Source organism: Niallia sp. Man26 (genome assembly GCF_022049065.2).
Classification (GTDB): domain Bacteria; phylum Bacillota; class Bacilli; order Bacillales; family Cytobacillaceae; genus Niallia.
Genome location: NZ_CP095743.1, coordinates 2,316,902 through 2,333,900, shown reverse-complemented (window position 1 = coordinate 2,333,900; position 16,999 = coordinate 2,316,902). Strand labels below are relative to the sequence as shown.

The following is a 16,999-nucleotide window of genomic DNA, read 5'->3' as shown; positions in this document are numbered from 1 at the left end:
AGGGGGAAATAATATGTTTCATTCCATTGAAGAAGCGTTAGAAGATTTAAAAGCAGGTAAACTGATCATCGTAACAGATGATGAAGACCGGGAAAACGAAGGGGATTTAGTCGGTCTGTCGGAGTTAGTGACACCTGATATGATTAACTTTATGGCAAAAGAAGGCAGAGGGCTTATCTGTGTTCCGATAGAAAAGGAGCTTGCAGACCATCTTGAACTGTCGCCGATGGTAAGCAACAACAATGATCCTCGTGGGACAGCTTTCACAATCAGTATAGACCATAAAGACACAACGACAGGAATCAGCGCTTTTGAACGGGCACTGACAATTGAAAAAATGGTAGAAAAAGATGCCAAAGCTGCTGATTTTACTAGACCAGGTCATATCTTTCCTCTAATTGCACACAGCGGTGGAGTTCTTTCAAGAAATGGCCATACAGAAGCAGCGGTTGACTTGGCAAAATTGGCTGGCAGTTTCCCGTCTGGTATTATCTGTGAGATTTTAAAAGAGGATGGGACGATGGCTAGAGTAGATGACTTAAAATTAATAGCTCAAAAGTTCGATTTGAAAATGATTACAATAAAAGACTTAGCAGAATACAGACAAAAAAGAGAAGATGAAAAGGAGACAGTAAAATGACTAGAATATTCGAAGGTAATTTAATTGGAAGCGGCTTAAAGGTAGGAATCATCGTTTCAAGATTTAATGAGTTCATCACAACACGACTATTATCAGGTGCTGAAGATGCTTTGAAGCGTCATGGTGTGGAAGCAGAGAATATTAATGTTGCATGGGTGCCAGGAGTATTTGAGATTCCTCTTGCTGCGAAAAAGCTAGCTGAAACAAATAAATACGATGCAATTATAACTTTAGGTACAGTTATTCGCGGAGCGACTCCACATTTCGATTTTGTCAGCAATGAAGTAGCTAAAGGGGTTGCAAGCACGTCTCTTGCAACAGGAGTACCAATTATCTTTGGCGTATTAACAACGGAATCGATTGAACAAGCGATTGAGCGCGCAGGTACAAAGGCTGGAAACAAAGGCTGGGAAGCTGCAACTAACGCTATTGAAATGGCGAATCTATATAAAGAAATGGTTTAACATATAAAGGATATAATCTTAGTTATTGGCCAAATTCTTTTCTGGAAGCGGAAAGGGATTTGGCCAATTTTATTGTAAAAGGATTGGCAAAGTAATGGAAATCTGCTATCATATTCAATTGTGGCTCACCTAAAGTGGTAAGTAGTTTTTGGACTGAAATTTATGTTCAAAGAAGTAAAACTTCTATAGAGTGATGCGGGTAGGGAGAGGGCTATATTTAAACAGGTTTAATAAATGAAAAACTATATAACAGAATTCTTTAAAATGAAAGAAAGCGAAGCTACTTTCAAAGGGGAATTTTTTGCAGGTCTGATTGGGTTTTTTACAGTTGTCTATATTGTCGCTGTCAACTCGCTTATTTTATCAGAGGCTGGAATTCCACTTGAAGCTGCTATTATCGCGACCATCTTGACATCTGTTTTCGGCTGTTTGTTGATGGGGTTTCTAGGGAATGTACCGGTATTGCTTGTACCAGGAATGGGCATTAATGCGCTTTTCTCGTATACAATCGTTCAGTCAATGGGATTGAGCTGGCAGGAAGCGCTTGCTGTCGTGTTTGTTTCAGGGCTTTTGTTCATGCTGATTGCGTTTACAAAGCTGGCAAGCATTGTTAGTCAGTCCATACCATCTTCCCTTAAAGAATCGCTTACAGTTGGACTTGGCTTATTTTTGATGCTAATTGGCCTCGAAAAGGGCGGAATTGTCCAAAAAGGCAGTAATTCTATTATTGCACTTGGTTCCTTTAGTGATTTGCATGTATTGGCAACAGTCATTACATTAATCATCAGCATTATCTTATTTTTAAGAAATGTAAAAGGAAACTTCCTGATTACTATCTTAGTTGGAACATTGATTTCATGGATGTTCGGTTTGATAGACACAGGAGCTGCTGGCGATTCAGTACAGTTAAAGGATTATTGGAGTGTATTTGGTCATATGTCCTTTGATAAGATTATTACGATACCATTTTGGGTAGCGGTGTTCTCTTTATCAATGGTATTAGTTTTCGAAAATATTGGACTCGTTTCCAATCATGTTCAATATATCGGAAAACCGGAACGTTTTAAACGAGCTTTTCAAGCAAATGCTGTATCTGTTTTTCTGTCCGGCTTTTTCGGCAGCAGCCCAACTGTATCTACGGTTGAAAGCACTGCTAGCATGGCTGCAGGTGGGAAAACAGGCCTGACATCTGTTACGACAGCGGTGCTTTTCATTTGCTCTGCTTTCTTTATCCCTGTGATAAAGCTGATTCCGAATAGTGCTGTTGCACCGATTCTTATTATTATCGGCGGGCTGATGCTGCAAAATATTCGTAATCTAGATCTTAAGGATTTAAGTGAAAGTTTTCCAAGCTTTTTTATCATTGCGATGATTCCTTTCACTTACAGCATTGCAGATGGAATGGCAATTGGATTTATTTTATATCCAATCTTGAAAATAGCGCTCGGAAAAGCAAAAGAAGTATCTTTACCTTTATACTTCATTTCTTCCTTGTTCCTAATAAATTTTGTCCTTCAATATACACACTGATAATAACTGGCTTCTATAGGTTTTATGCCTATGGCGGCCAGTTTTTATTGAAGATATTGGGGAAAATCTGCCACATAAATTTGGGCTGAGCTAAATTACCCATTATAATAGAGCATATAGTCACTTTTTAGAAATGCTACAGAGTTCGACAGCCTTTGAAGGCCTTGTTTATTAGAATAATACTAAATATTTTGAAATGAGTAGAAAAGAAGTTCGGAGGTATTTCAATGGAAGTTTTTGTGGCTAGGCAGCCGCTGTTCAACAGAATGGAAGAAGTGTACGGTTATGAATTGTTATATCGAAATAACGAAGTTAATATGTTTCCAAATATTGACGGAGACCATGCGACAGCAGATGTTATCATAAATAGTTTTTTAAATATAGGCATAGAAAAGTTATCGGATGGAAAACCTTGTTTTATTAACTTTACAGAAAATCTTTTGGATCTAGGGCTGCCTACATATTTTCAACCGAGAGAAATCGTGATAGAGATATTAGAAACTGTCGAGCCAAGCAGAAAAATAATCAATATATGCAAAGAGTTAAAGGCGTTAGGATATAAAATTGCGCTGGATGATTATATTTTTGACAATACAAATCCATATGCCTATGAATTGCTTATCACGGGCAGATATCATTAAAGTTGATTTCATGAATACGGATGAAGCTGCAAGGATTGAAATTGAGACCCTCGCCAAACAGCTTGGCAAAGAGATGGTTGCTGAAAAGCTTGAGACTAGGGAAGATTATGAGACAGCAAGGACTGCCGGCTATCATTATTTTCAAGGTTATTATTTCTCAAAGCCTTCTATCATGTCTACACATGATGTACCTGCTTATATTCATACATATTATGGTATCTCCAAACATATTCGTTCCATTGATCCAGACATTGATATGATTTCTAATTTGATTGAACAGGATATTTCTTTATCGTACAAGCTCCTTAAATTAATTAATACACTAGGTTTTGGCCTTAAGCATAAGGTTACAAGCATCAGGCAAGCGATTGTTCTTATCGGGCTGATGGAACTGCAAAAATGGCTGTACGTTCTGGCTGTAAGAGAAAAAGACTGGAATAATGGAATTTCGTATGAGATTATGTCTAACTGTCTTATAAGGGCGAGAATGTGTGAGTCTGTTGCAAAACTCATACCAGGGAAAATCAATACCTCCGGACATTTCTTGACAGGAATGTTTTCATTAATGGATTCAATCTTGAATCTTGATATGGAAGAGATATTAGTTCAAGTTCCCCTTGATGAAGCAATCATGGATGCGCTCTCTGGAAAAAGCAATACACAAAGGGATGTGCTTGATCTAGTGCTTGCAGTCGAAAAAGCAGACTGGGTTCAAATTAGCAAAGGCTGCAGAAAGCTTGGGATTGAGGAAAAAGACTTGTTCAAAGTATATGCAGAATCCCTTAATTGGGCAAAAGAATTAATGGAAGACAAAAAAATGTAATGAAGAGCCTGTGTCCTAAAGCTAAACAAAAGGACATAGGCTTATTTATTTAGCGAATGTCCATAAAACAATGGTTTTATGATTGCAATAATGGCAACTGCAGAAGTACAATGTAACATATAAGTTAACGTTGGAGGAAATTACAGATGAATATTAAACTTACTAAATGCCACGGAAGCGGGAATGATTTCTTGATAATCGACGAGATTTCCAATCCTAGCTATTCCTTCTCAGAAGAAGACCGCGCAAATTTGGCCATTGCCTTTTGCGACCGCAGCTCCCAATTAGGAGCAGACGGAATATTGTATGTGATGCCGAGTGATAAAGCAGATGCCCGCATGAGAGTTTTTAATGCAGATGGGTCAGAAGCATCTATGTGCGGCAATGGGATACGCTGTGTTGCCCGCTATGTTTGTGAACTTCTTGATGTGAAAGAAGCGGTTATAGAAACAATGAAAGCGAATCTTGAAGTGAACAACGAAGCAGACATTTTCCCAGAGATTCCAACATATTTGGTGGAGATTTCCCCCGTTTCCTTCCAAACAACAGATTTGCCATTACGTATCGAGCAGAAGACGCTTTTAAATGAAAAGATTGAAAGCCTTCATCCGGAGCTTACATTTACTGCCTTAGCTGTGCCAAATCCTCATCTGATTGCAATTGTCGACAAAGAGACAATCGAATCTTCGGTGCAAGAAGAGATAAGCAGCTATGTAAATGGACCTAATGAACTTTTCCCTGATGGAGTGAATGTCAGCTTCGTTTCTATATTAGACAAAGGCAATATTTATGTTCGCACATATGAGCGTGGCGTTGGATTTACAAATGCATGCGGAACAGCTATGTCAGCATCATCACTTGTGTCCATCTTAAACGGCTTCAATAACACAGGTGAATTTATCGAGGTCTACAATAATGGCGGAAAAGTCCGCTGTTACGTTCATGAAAATGATGGCAAGTATCGTATTGATCTTATCGGCAATGCAACATATGTTTATGAAGCAGGTGTGGAAGCGGATCTTAACAATCTAAGTGATTTTATTCTTCATGATAAAGTTGTCAATGAACAGGAAGAGTCTCAGTACAGTAAACTGCAGGAAGCAGCACAAACATACTTAAAAGAAAAGCTTGTATAAAATTTTGCCTGGAAGGACTTGCCTTCCGGGTTTTTTAATTGGTAATAATGTTTATCGATTGGAAGAATCTAAAACAGCAACAGCAGTATTTTTTTCTTCCTTTCATCAAAAAATAAGTGCCTAAACTAATGGAAAGAAGGCAATAAACAATGGCAAAATTACTATATATTACAGCACATCCGCACGACCATTCCCAATCCTTCAGCATGGCTGCAGGACAGGCATTTATTGAATCATACAAAGAGCAGAATCCAAATGATGAAATTGTTCATATCGATTTGTATAAGGAAAACATTCCTGAAATCGACAGTGATGTGTTCAGTGGATGGGGCAAGCTTCAATCAGGAAAAGGGTTTGATGAGCTTTCTAATGAAGAAAAGTCTAAAGTAAGCAGACTGGCTGAATTAAGTGATCAATTTGTGGGCGGCGATAAATATGTTTTCGTCACACCGATGTGGAACTTTTCTTTCCCACCTGTTATGAAAGCATATATTGATTCTGTTGCTGTTGCAGGGAAGACCTTTAAGTATACAGATCAAGGTTCTGTCGGATTGCTGACAGACAAAAAGGCCCTTCATATTCAAGCTCGCGGAGGCATCTATTCAGAAGGTCCAACAGCCGATTTAGAAATGGGTCACCGCTATTTAAACGCTATTATTAAGCACTTCTTTGGGGTGCCGACATTTGAAGGTCTGTTTATTGAAGGCCATGCAGCAATGCCGGATAAGGCGCAGGAAATCAAGGAAAACGGCATAGCACGAGCAAAGGATCTGGCAAAAACTTTTTAATTTAATGGAGCTGCATTTTAATGCAGCTCTTTTTTTATGGTATAATTTGTAATAAACAGCTAGGAAAATGAAGGAGGTAAACAGCTTTGAATTCTTTTTTTGTGTACCTTATTATCATATTAGCAGTTGCAGGGGATTTCTTCTTATTGGATAGAAATCGTAAAAGATGGGGCTGGATGGATAAATGGTCTAGCAAAGGAAAAATTTTGTTTTTTGCTGTTATTTTACTATCCTCTGTTGTCGTGTATTTTGGGTTAAGTGTAAAGTATATATAAGTTGTTTAGATTTGAAAGGGCTTCCTAGTTCATTTACTTACATATTCATACTTTAATTAGTCCTGGTGATTTCTTGGTTCGCCAAAGCATAAAAACAGGCGATTTGAGGAATCTTAAAGAAAAAAAGGACTGAAACAATGAAACCAATTGTCCCTTTCGAACCAATCGTAACGGAAACTATACCTACAGGTGATAACTGGATCGCCCAAGTGAAATGGGATGGCACAAGAATACTAACATACCATGAATTTGGTGAAACAAAGCTCTTTAATCGTAAATTAAATGAGCGGACTAAACAGTATCCAGAACTGATCGATACAACTGCTTACTTTTCAGCAGCTTCTTTTATTTTGGACGGAGAATTGATTGCTTTAAAGGAAGGGAAGCCATCTTTTTACGAAGTAATGAGACGGGATCGGCTAAAAAGTGTCGGCGTTAATGGAGGAATGCTAGAACAAGTGCCAATAACCTATATGGTATTTGACATAATACAGCTAGATGGCGAGTTGCTGACAGGTCATAGTCTTGCAGAAAGGCAGGAGCTTTTAAAGAAGTACTTTATACCGAATGAGCATGTGCAGCTTGTCGAAAGCTTTCACGACAAGGAGGGGCTGCTGCAAGCCTGCCTTAGCAATGATTTAGAAGGGGTAGTTTTTAAGGATTTGACAAGCAGCTACTCCATTGGAGGCAAGGATAAGCGCTGGCTGAAAAGAAAAAAACAACATGACTTGATTGCTGTTATAGGCGGAGTAACATATAAAAATGGTGTAGCCAATTCCCTGCATCTTGGTCTTTATGATCAAACAGATCATTTGGTTTATATCGGCAGTGTCGGCAATGGCAAATTAACAAATAAGGATTGGGCAGAACTCACAAAAATTCTTAAAACCATTGAAACTGGCAACTGCCCTTTTGCGAGTATGACAAACAAAAGCAATATGGTTTGGTTAAAGCCGCTGCTTACAGTGAAGGTCAGTTTTCTAGAATGGATTGAGAATCATACATTAAGACATCCTATAATTGAAGCATTCGTAACAGCAGATCCCCTGGAGTGCAGAATGGAAAATTAGTTTTTTTAAAGCGTTGCGAGTCTCATGCAACGCTTTATTAGGAGTGTTGCAATGCGCCCTTGAGCAAGCGAAGCTTTTTTGTTTCCAGATAACTAAAATAAGAGTAAAGAAGCATATCATCAAATACAGTTCTTATAAGCTTTTCCATTTTTAGTTTTACCTGGTCTTCACATAACGGATCTTGATAGACTCGTCCGTAAGCCATAGCATCATATGTGTCAATGATGCGAATCATCCTCGCAAAAAGAGGTATTTCTTTGCCTTTTAATCCGTAATAACCGCTCCCATCTATATTCTCATGATGATATAAAATAGTATTTAAAAATTCATCGGAAAAGATTTGTCTGTCCTCCAACAGCTGTCTACCATACAGAGTGTGACGCTTAAGCTCCCGCATTTCCATTTCAGTCAGCTTTTCCTTCTTGTTAAGCAAGGAAGGGTCGATTTTCAGCTTCCCTATGTCATGTAAAGCCCCCATATAAAAAATCTTCGCAGATGAACCCATACCAATAAAAGCACTAAACTGATGCAGTTCGTCAGCAACGCGCATGGAGTGTCCTAATGTCCTGCGGCAATGTTTCAATAATTTGCATGTTAAATCCTGAATATGGTTATTCAAAGCATGATTCCTCCTTCATAAGAAAGGTTAACAAGTCTTCTATGCAAGAATAGCATGTAAATGGCATAAGTTGATGCTCTCAAACGGAACGAATCGTTTTACATTTGAGATAATTCTTTGCCGGGATTTATTTTTAATATATAAAAATCTAAGAATGTATTGCTTTAACAGAAATTTTTCAATTTTTATACGATAAAAACAAGTATTAAAGAATTAATGATAGATAATGAAAAGCTGCATTTCATTATTGGGATGAAGCTAACTTAATCCTCATTGTAAAATGTAGATTGTTATTAATTTCATTCACATTCAATTCCTTATTTTTTAATCAATAAGCACCCTCTTTCATCAAAATTTCTAGCTTTTTCAACATTTGCTTATTGTTCAAAAAGTTGGGATTTGGTTACGAATTTTTGGCTGTGTTTGGAAATAAGCAACAAGTATTTCAAAGGGGAGTCAATAATTGATGGCTACAATAGCACTTTTAGACAATAATCCGCGTGCAAGAGAGAAAATGCGACAAATGCTGAGAGAAGACCAGTCCTTTCAAATTATTGCAGAAGGACAAGATGGCAGATTTGCTCTGCCAATTAAGAAGGCTCATAACCCGGATGTCTTTATTATTTCAAGCTTAATGCCTAATGTTGATGGCATAGAAGCAGCGAAAGAGCTATTGGATGAAGATCCAGCAGCGAAGATTATTATGCTGTTTCAGGAAGATGAGGAAAAAGACTTTAATGCCTCATTAAGAATTGGTGTAATGGGGTTTGTCAAAATGGAGAAAATAGAGATTTGGCTGAAGGAGGCAGTTAGAAGTCTGCTAGCTGAGAAAAACTATATGGACCCGTTTATTACAAGCAAGGTGCTGCAGCAATACCGTCATATAACACAGCGGAATGATAATAATTCGGCTGGTCTTCATATCTTTTCAAAACGAGAGCTTACTGTTCTTCAGCTTCTCGCAAAGGGAAAAAGCAATTTTGATATAGCGGACGATCTTCAAATCAGTGATAAGACGGTTAAAAACCATATTAGCAGTATATTAAAAAAGTCTAGGACAAAAAGCCGGACTAGGGCTGTTGTCAAAGCAATTAAGTACAGATGGGTCAATCTTTGATAAGGCGTTTAATAAAAAATCTTAGTAACTACATTCAAAAACTGGTCTATTCTGCATTAATTTCATTAAATTAAACAAAATAGAATATATCTTTGGCATAAAGGTGATGTGGATGAATCGATTTTATAAACGTTATTCTGACTTAATTTTTCAGCTGCTTAGTGAAGATAAGTGGAACAGCCTCGCGGTTCTTTCGGATAAAACAGGTTTTTCAAAAACGACCATTTGGCGTGATTTAGAGTTTTTGGAAAGTATCCTGCCGGAGGATTGGGTTTTTGAAAAGAATGAAACATTTGGAGTAAGGCTTATCAAGCCGGAGAATGGAACGCTGGAAAATCTATTGGGACAAATCAGAGAAAAAAACACGTATTTGCACACATTGAAGATCATTTTATTAAATGATGGAGTTGATGTTTCGCAAATATGTCAGGAAGTCCATATCAGCAGATCAACCGCTTATAGGCATCTTGAAAAGCTGCAGGAAGTTGTCGAACAGGCAGAAGTAATGCTGACTGCGAGTCCCTTCCGTTTGGTCGGGGACGAGAAGAAGATTCGTCGTTTCATTATGCAATATTTGGACTTCATGTCCTTTGAAACAAATATTGTGAAGGAAGGGCTTGATGCCGTTAAGTTCCAAGAGCATTTAGTCAGGCTGTTTTCCAACTTTTCCATGTCATACAGAACCGGGGCGCTGCACAGACTGACTATTATTCTGTTTATAGCCAATCATCGGGCTTCAATGGGTCATTATATTTCTTATCCTGATAAAGTGTTGAATACACATGCTGGAAGCAAATACTTCGAATTAACTAAACTGCTGTCGCCATATATGGTCAAATGTCCGCGCAGAGAGGTTCAGCTCCAGGAAATCCTTTATTTTTCCATATTTATAATGAGCGAGGAAAGGCCACTTAACCGAACAAAGCATCTAAAATATATTCATAGCTCGATGAAAACGGAAAGAGGCTATCCAATGGCTCAATATTTGGCAAAGCTTGATCGGTTTATTGGTTTTCCGATTTCACAGGATGATATTTTCTTGTTCCACTTGTATCAGTCACTAAAGCGAATATCTGTTGAAACGGAATTTGAGACAGAAACAGTGAAAAATTCTGCTCTGCAATACTTAGATTTTTTTGAAGAGAACGAGCTTTTTCAAGCAATAGAAAAGCTTGCTGAGGAATGCCTGACTCCATACTCACTCCTATTTAAAAAGCTTGATACACTTGAGATTTTCTCCTTAGTACAAGCAGCTGTAATAAGGAGATGGAACCATCACAAAATCCAAGTAGCTGTTGTGTGTAGAACATACAGTGAAAAAGATTATATTCGTGAAATATTAGCCTATCATTTTGACAGTAAGCTAAAAATATCCAGCTTGGACCCTTCCAGTTTAAATCTGCTGTATATGTATGAGGAGTTTGATTTACTTATATCGGCCGGTGAATTAAATCCTGTAAATACATGTATTGAGCATATACCCAAAATCAATATTTCATCTTTTCCGACTTCTTCTGAATTGAGAGAAATAAGTTACTTTATTGAGCAGCATTTTTTTGAGAATTTAGGAATTACAAAGGAAATGATTTATCCATTTAATGAAACGCTTATGTAAAATTATTATATAAACAAAAAAAGGAGAACTCGCTGGTTCTCTTTTCTTTGTATGCCGTTTCATTTCATGAGTTATTTGACTGAATGAACTGCAGTACAGCTTTTAAGGACTGCTTTTTTTTCGCCTCAAAATAATCTGCAAACGGGTTTATGTTGTTTTTTATCCGCTTTTGTACGGATTTCATTGAGTATGACTGCGGTGTCAAGCTGTCTGTCAGCTCTTCCCAATGAATTGGGCAGGCAACATATCCGCCTTCATTTCCTCTTATAGAATACGGAGCAACAATCGTTTTTCCTTCACTATGCTGGATATAATCAATATACAGGCGGTTATGGCGATTTTTTTTCAAGCGCTCAATCGTAAATAACTTTGGTTCCATAGTTACCATATAATTAGCGATAAATTCAGTAAAGACTCTCGCCTCTTCATATGTGTACGTTTTTTCTGGAAGCGGGATATAAACTTGGATACCTTTATTGCCAGATATCTTTATAAAGGCGATTAATTTTAAGCCGTCCAGAATGGTCTTTAATATTTGGGCCGCTTTAATGGCAAGTGAAAAATGATCTCTTGATGGCGGGTCGAGATCAAATACAATTTCAGACGGCATGCTATCTGACAGAATCGTTTCAAATGGAATATGGAACTCAAATGCAAGCTGGTTGCCAAGCCACATAAGTGTCTGCTCATTATTGCAAACAATGTAATTAATATCCTCCTTCCAGCTTGTCTGGACAAAGGGAGGCGCATACTCTGGACATTGCTTCTGGTAAAAGGAATCGCCAAACAATCCATGCGGGAAACGAATAACAGTTAGCAAGCGGTTATGTAAAAATGGAAGCATCACATCTTTCACTTCTGTTAAATATTCAATAAAGTCGATTTTGCGCAACTCATTACCCGGAAATAATGGCTTATCTGGGTGGGTAATTTGTTGCTCTATGCCAATTTGTTGTAGTAATTTTTCATAGGTGCATTCCTGCCAAGACTTTTCAAAAACAAATTGGAGAAATACTGGATTTTCAATTTGCCCATTGGCAAAGGAAGTAAATTCTAAATCTACACAAATTCCAGGTGTGACTGTCATTACGCCTTTTTCTTCAGACTGTTTATTCTTTTCTAAGATGCCTGATAAGGCGGTTAACTCTTTTGCTGTTAATCCTTCACTGAATTGTCCGACATTTTTGATGTTTCCATTGTCAGAAACACCTACTGAAAAGAGCATATCAGCTTTGCGGTACTCTGTTATTGTAAAGGAAGCAGTATATTTCATAAAACCAGTACTCCTAACAATGTTTATTTACGAAATAGTGTACGCTAGTGAGACTAATTCATTCATTTCCAAGATTTCATTGCATGAAAGACATGCGGAATAGCCAACTTATTAATAAGAAACACACTAACTAAGAAATATTTAGGATTGGAGAATAGATGGTATGCACACAATGTGGAAAGGAAGCATCAGCTTCGGATTAGTTAACATCCCGATAAAACTGCACACAGCAACAGAGGATAAAGATATAAAGCTGCGGACATTGCATAAAACATGTCATGCGCCGATTAAATATGAAAAAAAATGCTCTGCATGTGAACAAGAAGTGGCACCTGAGGATATTGTAAAAGCATATGAATATGCAAAAGGTAAATATGTTGTTCTTGATAAAGAGGATTTGGAAAAGCTCCAAAAAGAAAATGAAGATAAGGCAGTAGAAATTATCGACTTTGTTAAGATGGAAGAGATAGATCCTATTTATTATGATAAATGTTATTATATGTCTTCTGGTGATGGAGGTAACAAAGCTTACGGACTACTCCGTGAGGCATTAATAGAATCAGGCAAGGTCGGTATCGCCAAAATAATCATTCGCTCGAAGGAGCAGCTTGCAGTCATTAGGGTGTATGAAAATACACTAGTAATGGAAACTATTCATTTTCCTGATGAAGTCAGGAAAGCTGAAGATGTCCCTAATGTCCCTGCAGAAGCAACTATCGCCAAAAAAGAGCTGGAAACAGCGATCCTGCTAATTGATCAGCTTACGACAGCTTTTGATCCGACAAAGTATACGGATGAGTACCGTACAGCCCTCCTTGAATTGATTGAAGCCAAGAAAACTGGCCAAGAAATTGTTACAAGTAAAGAAAAGGTGCAAACTTCCAATGTCATGGACCTAATGGCAGCATTGCAAGCATCAATAGACAACACTAAACCGGAACAGCCAGCAGCAGAAGAAAAAAAGGTAAAGACAAAAACAAAAACAAGAAAAAAAGTCGCGAAAGAAGCATAATGCAAGGGGGGATTGCCCCTTTGCATGCTTTTGTTTGACAAATTTTCCTTTTTAGGTAATTATGTCTACAGTTCTATGTAAATGGGCAATCCATTATAAGAAAGGTGAGAATTATTGAATAAAACAGAGCAAATGACATTAAAATATGTAACTACCATATTAACCATAGTCGTATTGTTTATCGTCATGTTTATTTTTGTTGCCTCGAGAATACAGGGAGCGGAAATAATCGCATTTGATCAAGTTATTATTGATTACATTCAGTCTTTTGAAAGTGATGCTACAACCGAATGGACAGTGATATTGACCGATTTAGGCTCAATTAAGTTTATCGCGGTGGCAGTCGTGGTTGGCGCAGTGCTTTTATGCCTTTACAGGAAATTTTCTCTTGCCGCTTTTCTGATTTGTGCACCGGCTCTTGGAGGCTTGCTTAATAAGTTTTTGAAATGGATATTCAAACGGGAGCGGCCGGATATTTTGCCGCTGATTACAGAGCATGGTTACAGTTTTCCGAGTGGACATAGCATGGGTTCCTTAATTTTTTATGGAAGTGCCGCATATGTATTCTTGCATATCTGGAAGACAGCAGGAAAAAAAGCAGCAACGATTATTATTGCATGCTTGGTCATTCTGATGATTGGCATAAGCAGGATTTATTTAGGTGTTCATTACCCGACAGATGTTGTTGGCGGCTTTGCAGTTGGGTTTGCATTTTTGCTAGTATGCATCCTTGTTTTCCGCTATTATGAAGAGAGAAAAAATAAATGACTAGAGGGTAAAAGATGGACCAAAAAATAATACCTGCATCATCAAATTTAAAGGAATTCGAAGCCTTTTTGGAAAGCGATTATGAAGTAGGAGTCTTCTTGGAAATACATATTTCTCAATTGAAAAATATCAGCAAGCTTGCAAGAAGTGCAGGCAAGAAAATGATTTATCATGTGGATTTAATCCAAGGGTTAAAGAGCGATGACTTTGCTACAGAATTTATTTGCCAGGAATTTAAGCCGTATGGACTGATTTCGACAAAATCATCTGTCATTCTAAAAGCTAAGCAAAAGAATGTAATTGCCATACAGCGAGTCTTCCTTCTTGATAGCCACGCCATTGAAAAAAGCATTAAACTGGTTCAAAGGACAAGACCTGATTATATTGAACTTCTCCCAGGGACGATGCCATGGATGATTGAAGAAATTAAACAACGGCTGGATGTTCCGATATTAGCAGGCGGACTAATACGGTCGGAAGCGGATGTCAATAATGCGATTAAAGCTGGAGCAGCTGGCATAACTACTTCCAGACGGACATTATGGGATAAATAGGTTCTTACTATTTTTCTAGAGAAAATATTGTAAATGTGTTGACAGCGTTTTCATAGTAGGTTATGATGAACCTACAAGTTAATAAAACGTGTCGGAGATAAGGAGATGCACACAGATTTTCACATTTTGATGTGATATTTTTCTGTTGTGCTCTCCTTTTTTGCTGTTTTTTAACTTTGTTTTTCATTCGGTGTAAAGGGGGAGATTTTGAATGTCTGCATTTTTAGGTGAAATTATTGGTACAATGATCTTAATCGTTTTTGGGGGAGGAGTAGTTGCGGGCAGCAACTTAAAGAAAACGTTTTCTAATAATAGCGGGTGGATTGTGATAACGGTTGCCTGGGGATTAGCTGTTGCGATGGGTGCTTTTGCTGTCGGCAGTATCAGCGGTGCCCATTTAAATCCTGCCGTAACAATAGCACTTGCTCTTAATGGTGATTTTGCATGGAGCCTAGTGCCTGAATATATCATAGCTCAAATGCTTGGAGCATTTATCGGAGCAGTCATCGTATACTTACATTATTTACCTCACTGGAAGGCAACAGACGATCCAGGCGCGAAATTAGCTGTATTTTCTACAGGCCCGGCAATCCCGCACACATTTTCTAACTTGCTTGGAGAATTAATTGGGACATTCATGTTAGTTTTAGGCTTGCTTTACATTGGAGCTAATTCGTTTGCAGAAGGTTTAAACCCAATCGCAGTTGGACTATTAATTGTTGTAATCGGTATGTCTCTTGGCGGAACAACTGGTTATGCCATTAACCCGGCAAGAGATCTAGGGCCCCGTATCGCTCATGCATTGCTTCCGATAGCAGGCAAGGGAGATTCAAACTGGAAGTACGCATGGATTCCTGTAGTAGGTCCAATTCTTGGAGGCGGATTAGCTTCTGTATTTTATCAATATTTCTATAAAGGAACAGTATCTACTTATTTTTGGCTAGTTATCATCGTAAGTATAGTGGTGTTAGTGCTTGCATTTTTTGGCACAAAAAGCAACAATTCTATTAAAATGAAAAAAGCAGCATAATACTAGTTTTCACATACTAGATTAATTTTTAAAACTAATTAGGGGGTATTTTTGTGGAGAAATATATTTTATCTTTAGATCAAGGGACAACAAGTTCAAGAGCGATTATTTTTAACAAAAAAGGGGAAATCGTTCATACAGCACAAAAGGAGTTTACACAAATTTTTCCTAAGCCAGGCTGGGTGGAACATAATGCTAGTGAAATTTGGGGTTCGATTCTCTCTGTAATCGCAACAGTTTTATCAGAATCAGATATTAAGGCAGATCAAATTGAAGGCATCGGTATTACGAACCAACGGGAAACAGCAGTAGTATGGGATAAAGAGACTGGTGTGCCTGTCTATAATGCGATTGTGTGGCAATCGAGACAAACGAACGGAATATGTGAAGAATTGAAAGCACAAGGATACAACCAATTGTTCAGAGATAAAACGGGTTTGTTAATTGACGCGTACTTCGCAGGCACAAAAGTTAAGTGGATTCTAGATAATGTCGAAGGTACAAGAGAGAAAGCGGAAAACGGTCAATTGCTGTTCGGGACGATTGACACTTGGCTTATTTGGAAGCTGTCTGGCGGAAAGGCGCATGTAACAGACTATACGAATGCATCTCGCACATTAATGTTTAATATTTATGACCTTAAATGGGATGAGGAACTGCTTGAAATTTTAACTGTTCCAAAGTCAATGCTTCCAGAAGTAAAGCCGTCATCTGAAGTTTATGCTCATACAGTAGACTATCATTTCTTCGGAAAGAATATTCCAATTGCTGGTGTGGCTGGCGACCAGCAGGCAGCATTATTTGGTCAGGCATGCTTTGAGGAAGGTATGGCAAAAAATACGTATGGAACAGGCTGTTTCATGTTGATGAACACAGGAGAAAAAGCTGTCCGTTCCAATCATGGTTTGCTGACAACAATTGCATGGGGATTGAATGGAAAAGTGGAGTATGCCCTAGAAGGTAGTATCTTTGTAGCAGGATCTGCTATTCAATGGCTTCGTGACGGCTTAAGAATGCTGAAGGATGCAAAAGACAGTGAAGCATATGCGACAAAAGTGGAGTCAACAGATGGTGTCTACTTAGTGCCAGCATTTGTTGGGCTTGGAACTCCGTATTGGGACAGTGATGTGCGGGGAGCTATGTTCGGAGTAACAAGAGGAACAACAAAAGAGCATTTCGTCAGAGCTACACTTGAATCACTTGCATATCAGACGAGAGATGTTTTATCTGCAATGGAAGCGGATTCGAACATTAGCGTAAAAACATTACGAGCAGATGGAGGAGCAGTTAAGAACAATTTCTTGATGCAATTCCAAGGAGATATCTTAAATGTACCTGTTCAAAGACCTGTCATCAATGAAACAACCGCTCTTGGTGCGGCCTATTTAGCGGGATTGGCTGTCGGCTTCTGGAAGGACCAAGCTGAAATCGCTGAACAATGGAAGTTAGAAAAATCGTTCGATCCTGCCATGGAGGAAGAAAAGCGAGAAGAGCTATATGCTGGCTGGAAAAAAGCAGTCAACGCTACAATGGCATTCAAAAACTAAAATTACATCATTTAATTCAAAATACTGTGAATATATAAAAAAGTATGTTATACTAAAAACAAGTTAATAAAATGTCCGGAGATTAGGAGAGACCACA

General features: G+C 38.1%; 17 protein-coding genes and 1 pseudogene. 16 read left to right on the top strand and 2 right to left on the bottom strand.

The features are described 5' to 3' along the window. Window positions 1-13 precede the first annotated feature (13 nt). The 9 genes and pseudogenes from ribB to L8T27_RS11700 form a co-directional block, all read left to right on the top strand. Window positions 14-616, top strand: a pseudogene (gene ribB / locus L8T27_RS11740) (3,4-dihydroxy-2-butanone-4-phosphate synthase); the annotation flags it as partial. Between the two features lie 20 nt (window positions 617-636). Then, window positions 637-1,104 carry a 6,7-dimethyl-8-ribityllumazine synthase gene (ribH, locus tag L8T27_RS11735; protein WP_233313505.1) on the top strand — a complete coding sequence of 156 codons (468 nt, stop codon included), beginning with the start codon at window positions 637-639 and terminating at the stop codon, window positions 1,102-1,104. A gap of 234 nt (window positions 1,105-1,338) precedes the next feature. Then, window positions 1,339-2,634, top strand: a complete 1,296-nt coding sequence (locus L8T27_RS11730; protein WP_233313506.1) for an NCS2 family permease — start codon at window positions 1,339-1,341, stop codon at window positions 2,632-2,634. A gap of 227 nt (window positions 2,635-2,861) precedes the next feature. Further along, window positions 2,862-3,275, top strand: a complete 414-nt coding sequence (locus tag L8T27_RS11725) for an EAL and HDOD domain-containing protein (protein ID WP_237941606.1) — start codon at window positions 2,862-2,864, stop codon at window positions 3,273-3,275. Next, the gene (locus tag L8T27_RS11720) at window positions 3,220-4,098 is read left to right on the top strand and encodes an EAL and HDOD domain-containing protein (protein WP_248574443.1); all 879 of its coding nucleotides are present in this window, start codon (window positions 3,220-3,222) and stop codon (window positions 4,096-4,098) included. Before L8T27_RS11725 ends, L8T27_RS11720 begins: the two co-directional genes overlap by 56 nt. A gap of 146 nt (window positions 4,099-4,244) precedes the next feature. Then, window positions 4,245-5,234: a diaminopimelate epimerase gene (dapF, locus tag L8T27_RS11715; protein WP_233313508.1), complete on the top strand. Its 990-nt coding sequence runs from the start codon at window positions 4,245-4,247 to the stop codon at window positions 5,232-5,234. A 149-nt stretch (window positions 5,235-5,383) separates the two neighbouring features. Next, on the top strand, window positions 5,384-6,022 hold the full coding sequence (locus L8T27_RS11710) for an FMN-dependent NADH-azoreductase (protein WP_233313509.1): 639 nt from the start codon (window positions 5,384-5,386) through the stop codon (window positions 6,020-6,022). 86 nt (window positions 6,023-6,108) lie between these two features. Next, a complete protein-coding gene (locus L8T27_RS11705; protein ID WP_233313510.1) occupies window positions 6,109-6,297 on the top strand; it encodes a hypothetical protein in 189 nt (62 codons plus the stop codon). A 137-nt stretch (window positions 6,298-6,434) separates the two neighbouring features. Beyond that, the gene (locus L8T27_RS11700) at window positions 6,435-7,367 is read left to right on the top strand and encodes an ATP-dependent DNA ligase (RefSeq protein ID WP_237941604.1); all 933 of its coding nucleotides are present in this window, start codon (window positions 6,435-6,437) and stop codon (window positions 7,365-7,367) included. A 37-nt stretch (window positions 7,368-7,404) separates the two neighbouring features. On the opposite strand, the gene L8T27_RS11695 is transcribed toward L8T27_RS11700, so the two are convergent. Next, the gene (locus L8T27_RS11695) at window positions 7,405-7,986 is read right to left on the bottom strand and encodes an HD-GYP domain-containing protein (RefSeq protein WP_233313512.1); all 582 of its coding nucleotides are present in this window, start codon (window positions 7,984-7,986) and stop codon (window positions 7,405-7,407) included. A 466-nt stretch (window positions 7,987-8,452) separates the two neighbouring features. Here L8T27_RS11695 and L8T27_RS11690 point away from each other — a divergent pair, with 466 nt between their 5' ends. Together L8T27_RS11690 and L8T27_RS11685 are read left to right on the top strand one after the other, a co-directional pair. Then, window positions 8,453-9,103, top strand: a complete 651-nt coding sequence (locus L8T27_RS11690; protein ID WP_233313513.1) for a LuxR C-terminal-related transcriptional regulator — start codon at window positions 8,453-8,455, stop codon at window positions 9,101-9,103. 112 nt (window positions 9,104-9,215) lie between these two features. After that, window positions 9,216-10,718 (top strand): AcpB/EbpR/MafR family transcriptional regulator, encoded by a 1,503-nt coding sequence (locus L8T27_RS11685; RefSeq protein WP_237941603.1) that lies wholly within the window; start codon window positions 9,216-9,218, stop codon window positions 10,716-10,718. A gap of 64 nt (window positions 10,719-10,782) precedes the next feature. Here L8T27_RS11685 and ligD read toward each other — a convergent pair whose 3' ends face one another. Beyond that, window positions 10,783-11,991 (bottom strand): DNA ligase D, encoded by a 1,209-nt coding sequence (ligD, locus tag L8T27_RS11680; protein ID WP_233313515.1) that lies wholly within the window; start codon window positions 11,989-11,991, stop codon window positions 10,783-10,785. A gap of 163 nt (window positions 11,992-12,154) precedes the next feature. Here ligD and ku point away from each other — a divergent pair, with 163 nt between their 5' ends. From ku to glpK, 5 genes are all read left to right on the top strand, one after another. Beyond that, the gene (gene ku / locus L8T27_RS11675) at window positions 12,155-13,003 is read left to right on the top strand and encodes a non-homologous end joining protein Ku (protein ID WP_237941602.1); all 849 of its coding nucleotides are present in this window, start codon (window positions 12,155-12,157) and stop codon (window positions 13,001-13,003) included. A gap of 114 nt (window positions 13,004-13,117) precedes the next feature. Then, window positions 13,118-13,771: a phosphatase PAP2 family protein gene (locus L8T27_RS11670; protein WP_237941601.1), complete on the top strand. Its 654-nt coding sequence runs from the start codon at window positions 13,118-13,120 to the stop codon at window positions 13,769-13,771. 14 nt (window positions 13,772-13,785) lie between these two features. Continuing rightward, a complete protein-coding gene (locus tag L8T27_RS11665) occupies window positions 13,786-14,325 on the top strand; it encodes a glycerol-3-phosphate responsive antiterminator (RefSeq protein WP_233313518.1) in 540 nt (179 codons plus the stop codon). A 211-nt stretch (window positions 14,326-14,536) separates the two neighbouring features. Next, the gene (locus L8T27_RS11660; RefSeq protein WP_233313519.1) at window positions 14,537-15,355 is read left to right on the top strand and encodes an MIP/aquaporin family protein; all 819 of its coding nucleotides are present in this window, start codon (window positions 14,537-14,539) and stop codon (window positions 15,353-15,355) included. A gap of 53 nt (window positions 15,356-15,408) precedes the next feature. Further along, a complete protein-coding gene (gene glpK, locus L8T27_RS11655) occupies window positions 15,409-16,902 on the top strand; it encodes a glycerol kinase GlpK (RefSeq protein ID WP_233313520.1) in 1,494 nt (497 codons plus the stop codon). Window positions 16,903-16,999: the final 97 nt, after the last annotated feature.

Excerpts from the sequence above, each read along its gene's own strand:
- ribH (WP_233313505.1), top strand. The coding sequence starts at position 637 with ATGACTAGAATATTCGAAGGTAATTTAATTGGAAGCGGCTTAAAGGTA.
- L8T27_RS11730 (WP_233313506.1), top strand. The coding sequence starts at position 1,339 with ATGAAAAACTATATAACAGAATTCTTTAAAATGAAAGAAAGCGAAGCT.
- L8T27_RS11725 (WP_237941606.1), top strand. The coding sequence starts at position 2,862 with ATGGAAGTTTTTGTGGCTAGGCAGCCGCTGTTCAACAGAATGGAAGAA.
- dapF (WP_233313508.1), top strand. The coding sequence starts at position 4,245 with ATGAATATTAAACTTACTAAATGCCACGGAAGCGGGAATGATTTCTTG.
- L8T27_RS11710 (WP_233313509.1), top strand. The coding sequence starts at position 5,384 with ATGGCAAAATTACTATATATTACAGCACATCCGCACGACCATTCCCAA.
- L8T27_RS11700 (WP_237941604.1), top strand. The coding sequence starts at position 6,435 with ATGAAACCAATTGTCCCTTTCGAACCAATCGTAACGGAAACTATACCT.
- L8T27_RS11690 (WP_233313513.1), top strand. The coding sequence starts at position 8,453 with ATGGCTACAATAGCACTTTTAGACAATAATCCGCGTGCAAGAGAGAAA.
- L8T27_RS11685 (WP_237941603.1), top strand. The coding sequence starts at position 9,216 with ATGAATCGATTTTATAAACGTTATTCTGACTTAATTTTTCAGCTGCTT.
- ligD (WP_233313515.1), bottom strand. The coding sequence starts at position 11,991 with ATGAAATATACTGCTTCCTTTACAATAACAGAGTACCGCAAAGCTGAT.
- ku (WP_237941602.1), top strand. The coding sequence starts at position 12,155 with ATGCACACAATGTGGAAAGGAAGCATCAGCTTCGGATTAGTTAACATC.
- L8T27_RS11665 (WP_233313518.1), top strand. The coding sequence starts at position 13,786 with ATGGACCAAAAAATAATACCTGCATCATCAAATTTAAAGGAATTCGAA.
- L8T27_RS11660 (WP_233313519.1), top strand. The coding sequence starts at position 14,537 with ATGTCTGCATTTTTAGGTGAAATTATTGGTACAATGATCTTAATCGTT.